The sequence below is a fragment of the Pseudomonas sp. MD195_PC81_125 genome, from assembly GCF_014060985.1.
In the GTDB taxonomy this organism is placed as follows: domain Bacteria; phylum Pseudomonadota; class Gammaproteobacteria; order Pseudomonadales; family Pseudomonadaceae; genus Aquipseudomonas; species Aquipseudomonas parakoreensis.
This window is the reverse complement of record NZ_JABULD010000125.1, coordinates 1-13,719: the sequence shown is the minus strand read 5'-3', so window position 1 is coordinate 13,719 and position 13,719 is coordinate 1. Positions and strand designations below refer to the sequence as shown.

Genomic DNA, 13,719 nt, shown 5'->3' with positions numbered 1-13,719 from the left:
CACCCTCGATAGAGCGAAAAGAAGAAGTTCGGAAGAAGACTGTAAAAGGGGTATAGCGCAGGGTTTGGAAAGCGTGTCAGCAAAATGACATGTTGCACCTGTATAACACTTGAGCGCTTTTTGGCGATTGGCCATCAAGTCATTGCTGCGATTGGATTTGTTGATTTTTTGCAGATTTGTTCAGATTCAAAATAAGCGATAAACGGTTGTAAGTCTTTAATTTAAAGGCTTCTAGCGTTTCGTGTGTGTCAGATTTGAGTCACCGGTTTTTTGACGCTTTGTGAAAAAAACAGTCAATTCTTGCGCTTTGATGGCCGGGTGCTAGTGTCAGGTTCTGACCGACAAACCTTTGACTCCCTGCCGTTTTGCGCGAGCGGTATCGCCATGTTCAGATATGCCAAAGAATTACTTTTATTTGTTTACTTGCTGCTTTACTCCGAATACTACATTGATCGGTTAAATGCTATCGGCGCAGGTTTTGCTGTACTTCTTTTTGGCGCGATGTTTTTGGCGCTTACTTTGGCGTTATATCTAACGGCGTATATTCGTCAAGCTCTCATTCGCCACTTGTTCGCAATAACACTGTTTGTCTCGGCAGTGTTTTTCGATGTTTATACCCGGGTCACCGCGGATTACCTGAGCTACAGCAGCTTTGTCTCGCTGGTTTACTCTGGCGGCTTCATTCAGGAAGCCGCTTACCAGTATCGCGACGCGATCATTCATGGCGTGCTCAGCGGCCTGCTGTTGCTGTTCGGCATCGGGCTCAAACCGCGGCATGCGCTGGCAGTGCCCAATGCATTGCGAGTGGCGGCGCCGGTGTGTGGTGTGCTGCTGTTGAGCGCGGTGTTGTTCCTGCGGGCGGGCGAGGGCGCGCGGGGCTTGCCGATCATGTACACGCCGCTGGCCTATCTGAACCTGTTCACCTATGAAGCGCTGCACAACACGGTCGGTCCGCGTGAGCCCGTGACGCTGGCGCGCAGCGCTGCGACGGTCAATCACGACATCGTGCTGATTATCGACGAAAGCATCTCCGGCAATTACCTGGACATCAACGCGCCGTTCGGGGTGCACAGCAACCTCAAGCAGGCGCATCCGGGGGTCGAGATTTTCAACTACGGCTACGCCGCGTCCATTGCCAACTGCAGCGCCGATACCAACGTTACGTTGCGTTACGGCGGTACGCGTGCCGACTACATACGGATCAACAGCACGCTGCCGTCGATCTGGCAGTACGCGAAAAAGGCCGGGTTGCGCACGGTCTACATCGACGCCCAGCGCACCGCCGGCAATCTGCAGAACCTGATGACCGACACCGAGAAAAAGGACATCGACGAGTTCGTGCAGTTTGACCAGACCAGCGTCCGAGACCGTGACATGGCTGCCGCCGCGAAGCTGATTGAGCTGCTCAACGACGATCAGCCGGAGCTGGTGGTGATCAATAAAGTCGGCGCGCATTTCCCGGTGCACGACAAGTACCCCGACGCCTTCATGGCCTACCGTCCGACCTTGCCGCGCGGGCAGTTCACCGAAGTCGCCGACACCGGCAAACGCGACGGTTTCAACGGCCAGCCGGACGATTGGCTGTTGTACCGCAACGCCTACAAGAACACGCTGTTATGGAACGTGGGCGAGTTTTTCGCCCGGGTATTTGCCCAGGCCAGGCTGGACAATGCGCTGCTGATCTACACCTCCGATCACGGCCAGGATCTGCATGAGCGCGGCAATCCCGGGCTCAATACCCACTGCGGTGGTGATCCGGTGGAGGAGGAGGGGCTGGTGCCGCTGGTGGTGATTCAGGGCGATCAACTGCACGGCCCGGATTGGGCGCAGTCATTACCGGTGAACAAGGACCGTTCGAGTCACTACAACATTTTCCCGACGCTGCTGCAACTGATGGGTTACGACCTGGCGGGCATCGAGACGGTATATGGCAAACCGCTGACGCTGCCGACGGCGGACGATTTCACCTTCAACTACCGCTTCAATGCGCGGCTGGGGGCCAGGCCTGAGTGGAAGCACATTGATCTGAACACCATTGTCACGCCGGGGGAGGCGGCGACCAGTGTGGCGACCGGGAATTGAGCGTTGTGTCGGGTTCACTGGCCTCATCGCTGGCAAGCCAGCTCCCACAGTGTTTTCAGGGGTGAACCTGGTGTTTGTGGACAACCCCAATCCCTGTGGGGGCTGGCTTGCCAGCGATGGGGCCAGTGCGAACACCAGTGATTTGATCAGCCCGCAATCCGCTATCCTTGCCCCACACTGATCCAACGGATGGCGGCATGCTTCAGGTTCAAGGCGTCTTCAAAAGTTACCTCACTCCCCAAGGCTCATTGCCCGTGCTGCAAGGCGTCGACCTGACGCTCGAACCCGGCGGCAGCCTGGCGCTGATGGGCGAATCCGGCAGTGGCAAAAGCACTTTGCTGCACCTGATCGCCGGCCTCGACAAGGTTGATCGCGGCAGCATCCACAGCGGCGAGCATCGGCTGGAGCAGATGAACGAAGCGCAACTGGCCGACTGGCGCCGTACCGAAATCGGTCTGGTGTTCCAGCAGTTCAACCTGATCGGCAGCCTGCGGGTCGAGGACAATCTGGCGTTTCAGGCGCGCTTGGCCGAGCGCCATGACCCGCGCTGGCAAGCGCATCTGGTGCAGCGCCTGGGTTTGGGTGATTTGCTCACGCGTTATCCCGAACAACTGTCGGGCGGCCAGCAGCAGCGGGTTGCATTGGCCCGGGCGTTGGCGTCGCGACCGAAACTGCTGCTGGCCGACGAACCCACCGGCAGCCTCGACGAAGCCACCAGCGATGAAGTGCTGCGCCTGTTGCTGGAGTTGCTCGACGACACGCCGACCACGCTGCTGATGGTCACGCACAGCCCACGCGTGGCGGCGCGACTGGCGCAGCGGGTGGTGTTGTCCAAGGGCCGTCTGACGTGAACGTGTTCTGGCAAACCCTGCGTGCGCTGCTCAGCCATTGGCGGCGGCATCCGGTGCAGTTCTTCAGTGTGCTGACGGGGTTGTGGCTGGCCACCAGTCTGTTGACCGGCGTCGAGGCGCTGAACAGTCAGGCCCGCGACAGTTACGCCCGGGCGAGCCAGATGATTGGCGGCGAACCGCAGGCCAGCCTTGCTACGCCCAATGGCGCGACGTTTACCCAGCAATGGTTCGTTGACCTGCGCCGCCAGGGCTGGCCGGTCTCGCCGCTGCTGCAGGGGCGGCTGGTACTCAAGGATCACCCGGATCAGCGCCTGCAACTGATGGGCATCGAACCGGTGTCGCTGCCTGTGGATTCCGCCGTGGCCGGACAGGTGATGCCGATCGAGCGCATCGTCGCGTTCTTCTCGTCGCCGGGCGTTACGTGGATTTCGCCTGAGACCTTGCAGGCCCTGAACCTCAGCGAAGGCGCAACACCCCAGGCCGTCAACGGCCAAAACCTGCCGCCGCTGCAGGTACAAAAGGACATGGCGCCGGGCGTGTTGCTGGTGGACATTGGCGTCGCGCAGAGTCTGCTGGAGCAACCCGGGCAAGTGTCACGCTTGTTGCTGCCCAAGGATTTTCACGCCGAGTTGCCGGCCGCGTTCAATGGCCGGTTGCAGCTCAAAAGCAGCGCCGAGGAAAACAATCTGGCGCGCCTGACCGAGAGCTTCCACCTGAATCTTGATGCCTTGGGATTTCTCTCGTTCGTGGTCGGGCTGTTCATCGTGCACGCGGCCATCGGTCTGGCGCTGGAGCAGCGTCGTGGCCTGCTGCGCACCTTGCGTGCCTGCGGGGTCAGTGCGCGGATGCTGATCGGCAGCCTGATCGTCGAACTCGGTGTGCTGGCGTTGATTGGCGGGGTGTTCGGCGTCGTCAGCGGTTACTGGCTGGCGAGCGTATTGCTGTCGGATGTCGCCGCCAGCCTGCGTGGTTTATACGGCGCGGAAGTGGCGGGGCAGTTACGCCTGAGTCCGTGGTGGTGGTTCAGCGGTATTGGTCTGAGTCTGTTCGGCGCGTTGCTGGCCGGCGCCAACAGTCTGTTGCGGGCGGCACGTTTGCCGCTATTGGCGGTGGCGGACCCACAGGCCTGGCATCAGCAACATGCGCGCTGGTTGCGCCGTCAGGGTTGGCTGGCGGTGCTATTGGGCGTGATCGCGCTGCTGGCGCTGCTGTTCGGCGACAGCCTGAGCAGTGGTTTTGTGTTGATGGCCGGGTTGCTGCTCGGTGCCGCACTGGCGTTGCCGGTGGTGCTCAGCGCGGTGCTCAATCGATTGCTTGGGCGCAGTCGTTCGGTGCTGGGTCAGTGGTTTCTTGCTGATTGCCGCCAACAGTTACCGGCACTGAGTCTGGCGCTGATGGCGCTGTTGCTGGCGCTGGCGGCAAACATCGGCGCGGGCAGCATGACCGCCGGTTTTCGCCAGACCTTCAACGACTGGCTCGAACAACGCCTGAGTGCCGAGCTGTACCTCAACCCGGTGAATCCGGCGCAATCGCGCGAGATGTACGTCTGGCTCAAACAACAGCCGAACGTCAGCGCGGTGCTGCCCAACTGGCAAGTCGCGGTGACCCTGCAAGGCTGGCCGGCTGATGTCTTCGGGGTGATCGATCATCCTTATTACCGGCAGCACTGGCCGTTGCTCGAGGCGATCGCCGGTGATCCGTGGGCGCACCTGGCGACGGACGATGCGGTGATGCTCAGCGAACAACTGGCGCGACGGCTGAAGGTTCGCGCGGGGGATCATCTGAGCGTGCCGACGCCGGGCGGGCCGTGGTCACCGCGCATCGTCGGCATCTACGCCGATTACGGCAATCCCAAGGGCCATCTGTTGGTCAACAGCAACCACCTGCTGCGCCTGTGGCCGACGCTGACGCCGAACCGTTTCAACCTGCGTATCGCGCCGCCGGACATCCCGTGGTTTTTGACTGCGCTGCAAACGCGCTTTCAGCTCGATGACAGCCGCATCGTGGATCAGGCGCGGCTCAAGGGCTGGTCGGTGCAAGTGTTCGAACGCACTTTCGCCGCCACCGCCGCGCTCAACAGCCTCACTTTGGCGGTGGCCGGTGTGGCGCTGTTCATCAGCCTGCTGACCCAAAGCCAGAGCCGTCTCGGGCAACTGGCGCCGTTGTGGGCCTTGGGCGTGACGCGCCGGCAGTTGATGCTGCTCAACCTCGGCCAGACCTGGTTGCTCGCGCTGCTGACGCTGGTGCTGGCGTTGCCGCTGGGGATCGCGTTGGCGTGGTGTCTGGACGCGGTGATCAATGTGCAGGCGTTCGGCTGGCGTTTGCCGTTGCGGGTTTTCCCGCTGCAACTGCTGCAGCTGCTCGGGCTGGCGTTGCTGGCAACGCTGTTGGCCTCGGCGTGGCCGCTGTATTCGTTGTACCGCACGCAACCGGCGGATCTGCTGAGGACGTTTGCCCATGAGGATTAACCGGGTTGCGCTGCTGTTCGCGCTGCTGCTGTTGGCCGGTTGCGACCAGCCTGTGCCTGAGCAGAAGGCTTCGCCGGACTTGGCGATCAGGCTACGCAGTTCACCGCTGTGGTGCCGGGGCGGGTATTCAGCTTCCCGGCGGATCACGGCGCCCACGATGGATTTCGTATCGAGTGGTGGTACGTCACCGCCAATCTCAAGGATCAGCAGGGCCACGATTTCGGTGTGCAATGGACGCTGTTTCGCAGCGCCTTGAAACCTGCGCCAGAGCAATCGGGCTGGGCCAGCCAGACGATCTGGCTCGGGCATGCCGCGGTGACGTCGGCCACCGCGCACCATGCCGCCGAGCGCTATGCTCGGGGCGGAGTGGGGCAAGCCGGGGTGAACGTGGCGCCGTTCGAGGTGTGGATCGATGATTGGCGCTTCGCCAGCCAGGCGCAGGATCCGCTGACGGATGTGCAACTCAGTGCCCGCGACAAAGCCTTCAGCTATCAACTGCACCTCACCTCCAGCCGACCGTTGGTGTTGCAGGGCGACAACGGCTTCAGCCGCAAATCCGCACAGGGCCAGGCCTCGTACTACTACAGTCAGCCGTTCTTTCAGGCCAGCGGCACCCTGCAAATCGACGGCCAGACCTACACCGTCAGTGGCCCGGCATGGCTGGACCGTGAGTGGAGCAGCCAGCCGCTGGCGGCCAATCAGACCGGCTGGGACTGGTTTTCCCTGCATCTGGACAGCGGTGAATCGCTGATGCTGTTTCGCACCCGACAAACCGATGGCGCACCGTATCTGACCGGCACCTGGATCAACGCCGACGGCCAGACTGAAACCTTGCACGCTGAGCAGATCAAACTCACGCCGCAAAACACCGCAAAAGTTGCCGGGCACACGATGCCGGTGCGCTGGTCGATCAGCATTCCCGACAAACTCCTCGACATCAGTCTCGACGCGCTCAACCCCAAGGCCTGGATGAACCTGCGCATTCCTTATTGGGAGGGCCCGGTGCAGATCAGCGGCAGCCATGGCGGGCGCGGCTATCTTGAAATGACCGGATACTGACTGCTGATTGCCATTCATGTAGGAGCTGCCGAAGGCTGCGATCTTTTGATCCTGGTCTTTTGAAAAATCAAAGTCAAAAGATCGCAGCGTGCCGCAGCTCCTACAGGGTTTTGGCCTTATGAACCTTTGTTGCCCTTCTCATGCGACGGGTCGTAGACCTTGGTCAGGTCGCCGCCGAGGCGGAAGGTCTTGAACGGTTGCATGCCGTGCTTCTTCTCGATCACATCCGCCGGGCAGGTGTAGAGGGTGCAGAACGGTTCGAGCCAGGCGAATTTCATGTCCTCTTTCAGGTCGGTCATGTCCTGTTTCTTGCCGTTCTTTTCCTCGAACTGATCCGGGTCTTTCACCCCGGCCAGCACCCGATCACCCAGACGCTTGAGCGCGCTGTTGTTTTCCTGACGCAGATCCACCCCGTTGACCTGGGCGAAGCTGGCGATCATCGCCAATGGCGGCAGGGCGTAGTTGTGATAGGCGAGGGCGCGTTGCTGGCGCTTGAGTTCGTTGGGCAGGAAGCCGTCGGCGTCGACTTGATTGACCCCGACCTTGTATTCCTTCACCGCCCAGTCGAACAGGTCGCGACGGTTGGTGACGACGGCGGTGGCCATCACCGACCAGGCGGCCCAGTACGAGTGGTTGTTGGTTTTTTTCCAGCGGCAGGTTGTCCCAGTCGCTGACCACCTGATCGGCCATCTTGCTGAACCACGCCTCGATCTGCTGCGCTTCTTGCTGATGCGTGGCCAGCGGATGCGAGTCGGAGAACTTCAGGCGAATGTACGAAGAGGCCATGCTGCCCAGCGCCCATTTGCGCATCGACTTGCCGGTGTGGTTGAAGTCTTTCGACATCAATGCATCGGCCTTGGCCCACGCGGTCAGCCAGTTGAGCGTGCAGTCGAGCTGCTCCGGACGGCCGTCGCGCATGAACTGCATCACTCGTTTGGCGGTGCCGCGCTCCAGGGTGGTGATGTCCTTGGTGGTGTCGCGGAAGGCTTTTTCCGACTGCACGTTCAGGGTCGCGCGGGCCTTGTCCGAGCCTTCGTATTTGCTGCGAAATTGCAGCGGTCCGGTGTACGGCGCCGGCATCGCGTCGCAGCCTTCGCTGTTGTCGCCGCTCTTGAATTTATCCACCGGGGCGAAATAGCCCTGCGGCGGGGCGCAATGGCGCGGCGGCCTGAGTGGCCCCGGCGAACATCGCCAGGGTCAGCAGGGATGGCGCAAGCAGGTGTTTGATCGTTCGATTTCGCATAGCAGACCTCATTGCCCGACTTGCGCGGTTTGTGGCCCAGCGCCCGGGAATACGTTGCGTTTGCAGATTTTTCGCTTCGACTTTTTTGCGGCGCGGTACCCGCTTCCGGGCCCTGGACTTCGACGGCCAGCAGATTTTGCGAGGCCCAGTCTTCGTCCGTGCGCAGCTCAAAGGCGAAACGACCGTCGGTGTCGGAGGTTTCCGGTTTCTCGATCTTGATGTCCTCGTGGCGACCGTTCATGTACCAGAGGGTGGCTTGCAGGGTTTTCACCGAGGTGTCGGCGAAGCGGATGTCGACCTGATGGCTGCTGTTCTGCAGGTTCAGGTTCTTGCTGTTGACCAGCAGTTCCTGTTTGCCGCCAGGCTTAAGCGTGGTGCTGGCGGACATTTGGGTTTCCTTGCCTTCGCAACCGTTATCCAGCAGCGCCATCATCTGGCGATAGATGGTTTCCTGGTCGAGGCGGTACAGCGGCGAGAATTCCCAGATCAGAATCTTCGGCGGGGTCTTTTGGAATTCATCGCTACCGAGGTACTGCAGCATCGAACCTTCGAGACCACCGCCGGGGAAGGCGACATTGAGGATGTCGGCGCCAATCGCTTCTTCGAGGAAGCCGGCAAAGTTGTAGTTCTTGCCGCTGTGCGAGGTACCGACGAGGGTGATTTGCGGGTTGCCGGAATCACCGAACAGGTCGCCGTCACCGGCCTCGCCTTTCGGCTCGGTGGTGAACTGGTCCATGTACTGGATCGCGTAACTGGTGCCGCACAGTTGCCCGGCCATATTGTGCAGGGTGCCGGTCTTGCCCATGCGCCCGGTGCGCTTGGTCTCGAATTCACGCTTGGGAATGTCGGCGAAGGCCGGGATCTGCTTGACCTTCTCGGCGACGATTTTCGCTGTGCGCTGAGCACCGTATGGGGTCCAGTGCTGGTCGCCGCGGAAGTAGAAATCGTGGGCGGGCAGGGTGTCCGGCAGCGATTCGTTGGTCAGCGGCGACAGGTCCGGTACCACGTAACCCATCTTGGCGAAACGGCCGAGCATGGTCTTGTAGTTGCCCAGCGCTTTCTCGTAATCGAACGCGGCTTTTTCCTGCGGGTTGAGCTTGTTGCGGTTCACCAGACCACGGGTCGGCTGGTAAACGATCACCAGTTCGACGCCTTTGGCCTTGAACGCATCGTGCAGTTGTTGCAGGCGTTTGTAGCCGGCCGGGGTAGTGTTGAACTCGGTGCGCAAATCTTCCTGGGTACGGAACAGCCAGTCACCCTGCGCCTGCACCAGGGTGGTGAAGTTCTGCTGATAACGCGTGGTGTAGTTCTTCGCGTCGTGCGCGGCCGGGCACAGGTTGCAGCACGGTTCGGCGCTGAATTTTGGCGCGGTGGCGCCCGCCGCTTCATCGGCGCGGGCAGCATTGCTGGCCGCCAGAATGCCCACGGTCAGGGCCGACAGGCTGAGTAATTTGATCAAGTGTGGGTGCATAAAATTATCCTCAGTCCCGCAGTTCGGTCTGGCGTTCGACAGGGTCGATCAGTACGGCTTTCTGCTGGCGCACCAGCAGGTCGAGAATTTCATCCTGGCGCTCGCCGAGGATGCCGTTGAAGCTGATGCCGCTGGACTTGGTCGGCGCCAGCATCGATACGCGATACAGCTCGACGCTCAACGGCGAGTCGATGGCCATCGGCCCGCTGCCGTTGGCCGCCAGTTCACCGCCGACCACGATCAGCGAGACCTGCGCGTCGAACGGGTCGAGCTTGATGTCGCGGTCGGTGTCGGTCAGGTCCTTGATGTGGCCGTAGACGCCGGTCAGCCCGTTGGCCATGGCGACGTTTTCGTAGAGGCGGATGTTCACGCTGTTACGAATGCGGATGCCGTGGCGCTTGTTGCTGATGACCTTGTTGCCCCACAGCAGGTTGTCGGCGGACTCGTAGAGCGTGATGCCGTCCGTGTGGTTCTTGTAGATCTCGTTGTAGGCAATGATGTTGTTGACGCTGTTACGGTCGATCACCAGGCCCGAGAGGTGGTTGTCGTAGCTCTTGTTGTTGAAGATGAAGCTGTCGTTCACCTCACGGGAAATGATGATGCCGTGCTTCTTCTTCGTGCCGTGGACGGTGTTCTCGGCAATGATCAGACCGTGGGAACGGTCGTGCGGGTCGATGCCGTAGACGATGTTGTCCTTGTAGGTGTTGCCCTTGACCACGAAGTCGCGGGTCTCGTAGCAGTAGAAGCCGTACCACATGTCGGAGAACTCGGAGCCGACGATCCAGCCGGTCGGCTCGGGACGCTTGAGGACCTTGGCCATGTTCGGCGTGTACTGGGAAATACTCACCCCGTACGACTTACTGTTGGCGTAGCCGAAGCTGGCCATCTTGCTGTTGACGATGTAGGTCTCGGTGCCGCCCCAGGCCAGCAGGAACGGACGGAATTCCTTCGGCGAACGGAAGGTGGCCGGGCCGTTGTCCTTCTCGCGCCAGCCAGTGACTTTGGTGTCACGCACAAACAACTGACCGTCGTTGACCAGGAACGAACCGGCCTCTTGCGACAGGCGCAACTCCTGGGTCTGACCATCGATTTCGAGGATGCCTTTGCGGCCGACCACAATCGGCAGCTTCGCCAGGTACACGCCCGGCGAGGTCTCGCTGAAGTACTGCTTGGGCAGCTTCTGCGCCAGATCCTTGAGGTTCAGGTAACCGTCGTCGACGAAGATCGCCTGCGGGATACCGTGCTGACGCACCACCCATTCGGCCATCTTGTTGTCGCCGCCGATGAAGTCCTTCAGGGCGTCTTCCTGCATCATCCGGCGCACGCTGATCTTGCCTGCTTTGCTGCGATTGATCTTCGCAGCGGCAGCCTCGGCGGTGAAGCCGGACAGGTCGGGCAGTTTCGGCTTGGCCAGCTCCAGCGCCTCGGTCGGCGCGCTGCTGACGGTGTAGGTCTTGGCTTGTTGCAGCTCTTTGGCGGTGGTCACCGGCTTGGCCGGTTCCACCGTGGCGAACGCGCCAGCGGAGGCCAGCAGCATGGCGCCGGCCAACAGGCTGAGCGAGCCTTTCCTTGCATGGTGCATGTCGGGCACTCCCTTGGCGGTTTGCATCAGAAGCGCCAGATCACGTCGATGAACGCGCGGTGCATGTACGAATCGACCTGGCTGCCATAGGCATCACCCGGCTTGAACACACCGCCACGGAAACGCACCAGCGCCGACGGCTCGTCGATCGACTGGCTCAACGCCGCCGGCAGCAAGCCTTGCTTGAAGTACTTGGTCACCACCAGGTCCATTTCCTGACCCAGGTCCTTGTTGCCATCCTGCAGTGGCAGCGAGGTGCTGGAGAGGATTGCGCCGGTGACGTCGTCGGTGTTGTTTTCCACGGCGTTGATGCCGTTGCTGCCCACCGGCTTGTTGCCGTCCACGCGCCAGAACTTGTGGTAGATCAGGCTGGCGTCGTACTGGTCGTTGAGCATCCACGAACCGAACAGGGTGGCGGTCTGCATGTTGTTCATTTCGCCACGGAATGCTTCGCCGAAACGGTGCACGCGCGAGCGGGTACCGGTGTAGTTGGAGCGGTTGCTTTCCAGACCGTTCTGCTGGTAATCGGCGCTGGCGCGGGCGTAGGCTGCACCGACCTGCCACTGCGGATCGAGGCGCAGGCGCACGCCCAGGTCGGTGGCCCAGCCGTTGATGTCATCACTGCGCTTGGCTTGGGCCGGACGGCTGCCATCGGCGGTCAGCGGGTTGACCGAATCAAGGTCGCCGCTCATGCCGGTGATGCTGCCCCAGTAGTTGACGGTGTTGGTGTTGCGCCAGTTGTAGGCGTCACTGTCGGCGGTCAGACCGAGCCAGCTGATGTCGCCGTTCTGGGTTTTGTCGAGGGTGTCGCGGGGCACGCCCGGTTCGGCGTAGTCGAGCTTGCCGTTATCGTGGGTGTGGTGACCGCGAATGCCGACCCAGTTACCCGGCGTCCACTGGTAGGCGGCATCGGCGTAGGCGTGCAGGCGATCCTTGTCTTTCGGCGCCAGCTCTTTGAGGTCGGTGCGGTATTCGCTGAAGCGTTCGGCGACACCGACGTTGGCGCGCAGCAGGGTGGTGTCGAAGGTCCAGTTCAGCGCTTCGATGTTGGTGTCACGCCATTGGCCGTCGTCATTGCGCAGACGCTGGCGACCGAACTTGAGCATCTCGCCGGGGTACGGCGTCAGGCCGCTGTAGCCGACCCAGAATTCGCGCATCGCCAGGTAGTTTTTCTTGGTTTTGCGGTCGCTGTTGTCGGTGGTTTGTTCACCGTCGGACTGCTGCAGGGTGTCGGTTTCGATAATGTCGGTCGAGGTCACGGCCTGGCCCATGGCGTAGGCACTCCACGCACCGCTTTCGCCGTAGACCCACGGACGCAGGTCCAGGCCCACACCGTTGACGTCGCCGCCGCTGGCGGTGCCGAGGTCGCGGTCGTCTTCGGACTGGCCGGTGATTTTCACTTCCAGACCGAAGTTCTTGGTTTCAGTGATCGCGGCCAGTGTCGGGCAAGACCAGATCAGCGCGAACGTGAGGCCAATGCCAGCCTTCACAAAGGGATTCAACTTCATAGGGATTCCTCGCCGTCTTCTTCTTGCAGGGCGTGCAGTTGCAGCGTGTTCTGGTTCAGGGCGCCACGGCTGGCCTGTTCCTGTTGCAGCAGGCGCTGGGCTTCGGCCAGACGCTCGGGCGGCAATTGCGCTGCGAGGGTGGTCGCCAGTTCATCGGCTTGCGGGGTGTTCTGCGCCTTGGCCAATTGGCTGAATACATAGGCGTTGAGCGGATCGGGCTTGGTGCCCTTGCCTTGGGAAAACAGTTGGGCGATGGCGAAATCGGCGCTGTTCTGGCCGTTGCGCGCAGCGGTCAGCAGGTGGTCGAGAGCCTTCTGCGGATAGACCTTGCCCAGGTAACCACGGCGATAGATCTGGCCGAGGTAGTAGTCAGCGGCGACTTCGCGGCCGACGGCTTTCTGGAAATGTTCTTCGGCGACTTTTGCGTCGGCCGGCACCAGTTTGCCTTCGTAGTAGAGCTTGCCCAGCAACAGTTCGGCGCGCGGCTGGTCGGCGGCGCGGCCGTTGTCCAGGTACTTCATCATCTGATCGACGTCGCCCAGTTCCGGGAAGTCGTAAAGCAGCTGCGCGAGGGTCACCCACGATGCCGGGTAGCCCGGGGCGATCGGTTCGAGCAGCGACTGCGCGGTCTTCTCGTCGGTTTTGCCGAGGGTCGAATCGGCCAGCACGCGGGCCACCGAATCGACGCGCTGCGCGCTGACCGTGCCGCGGCTGTAACCGGCCTGCATCTGCTTGAGCAGCTCGGCCTGTTGCTCAGGCTGGGCACGTTTCTGATACACCGTGGCCAGTTCGACGTAGCAGATGTCGGTGGTGTTGAGCGCGGCCTTGCAGATCTTTTCCACGTCATCCAGATGCTGGTCGTAAGTGCCTTGGGTGCGATACAGCAGCACCTGCGCCAGACCCGCTTCCGGGTAACCGGATTTGCGCCACTGATCGATCTGCTGCTGCGCGTTGATATTCGGGAAGCTGTGCGGGAATTGCAGGTACAGCATCGCCAGCGGGATCAACGTGTTGCCTTCGCCGTTGGCGGCGGCTTTTTTCAGCAGGCTTTCAGCTTCGTGGTGCTCGGCTTCGGTGGAACCGGGCTTGGCCACCAGCAGGCGGACCGAGACGGGCCTGGGCCCGTGGCGACACGTCGGCGGCGGCGCGGTAGGTCGCTTCGGCCTGTTTGATCTGCTCGGGGTCGCGGCTGTCGACCTGGATATCGGCGAGACCGACTTGCGCCTCGCTGTAACCCAGATCGGCCAGTGCGCGGTAGTTCTGCGCGGCAGTGGCAGTGTCGCCACGCTTGAGCGCTTCGTTGGCCAGGCGCTGGTCGGGCAGGCCGGCGCAACCGGCGAGGCTGACGGCCAGTGCCAGCGAGCACACCATATGACCTTTGTGGGAGCTGGCTTGCCAGCGATTCAGGCGGCTCGGTGTGTCAGACAGACCGCGTTGATCCAATCGCTGGGCAAG

The 13,719-nt window shown here is 61.4% G+C and carries 5 protein-coding genes and 4 pseudogenes; 4 read left to right on the top strand and 5 right to left on the bottom strand.

Annotation, left to right across the window (positions count from 1 at the left end; translation table 11 throughout):
- Positions 1–384 precede the first annotated feature (384 nt).
- The 4 genes and pseudogenes from HT737_RS05265 (at position 385) to HT737_RS05250 (ending at position 6,460) form a co-directional block, all read left to right on the top strand.
- Positions 385–2,082 (top strand): sulfatase-like hydrolase/transferase, encoded by a 1,698-nt coding sequence (locus HT737_RS05265; protein WP_182401747.1) that lies wholly within the window; start codon positions 385–387, stop codon positions 2,080–2,082.
- 197 nt (positions 2,083–2,279) lie between these two features.
- Positions 2,280–2,933, top strand: a complete 654-nt coding sequence (locus HT737_RS05260; protein ID WP_182401745.1) for an ABC transporter ATP-binding protein — start codon at positions 2,280–2,282, stop codon at positions 2,931–2,933.
- Positions 2,930–5,401, top strand: coding sequence for an ABC transporter permease (locus HT737_RS05255; RefSeq protein WP_182401742.1), 2,472 nt, complete (start codon positions 2,930–2,932; stop codon positions 5,399–5,401). Before HT737_RS05260 ends, HT737_RS05255 begins: the two co-directional genes overlap by 4 nt.
- Positions 5,391–6,460: pseudogene (locus tag HT737_RS05250) on the top strand (lipocalin-like domain-containing protein). The gene HT737_RS05255 and the pseudogene HT737_RS05250 overlap by 11 nt, the downstream one beginning before the upstream one ends.
- 116 nt (positions 6,461–6,576) lie before the next feature.
- Here the strand turns inward: HT737_RS05250 and HT737_RS05245 are convergent.
- The 5 genes and pseudogenes from HT737_RS05245 to algK form a co-directional block, all read right to left on the bottom strand.
- A pseudogene (locus tag HT737_RS05245) lies at positions 6,577–7,703 on the bottom strand (mannuronate-specific alginate lyase).
- 8 nt (positions 7,704–7,711) lie between these two features.
- A pseudogene (locus HT737_RS05240) lies at positions 7,712–9,174 on the bottom strand (alginate O-acetyltransferase).
- A gap of 10 nt (positions 9,175–9,184) precedes the next feature.
- On the bottom strand, positions 9,185–10,756 hold the full coding sequence (gene algG / locus HT737_RS05235) for a mannuronan 5-epimerase AlgG (RefSeq protein WP_047293038.1): 1,572 nt from the start codon (positions 10,754–10,756) through the stop codon (positions 9,185–9,187).
- 26 nt (positions 10,757–10,782) lie between these two features.
- Positions 10,783–12,264, bottom strand: a complete 1,482-nt coding sequence (locus HT737_RS05230) for an alginate export family protein (RefSeq protein WP_182401740.1) — start codon at positions 12,262–12,264, stop codon at positions 10,783–10,785.
- A pseudogene (gene algK, locus HT737_RS05225) lies at positions 12,261–13,635 on the bottom strand (alginate biosynthesis TPR repeat lipoprotein AlgK). Before algK ends, HT737_RS05230 begins: the two are co-directional and overlap by 4 nt.
- Positions 13,636–13,719 lie beyond the last annotated feature (84 nt).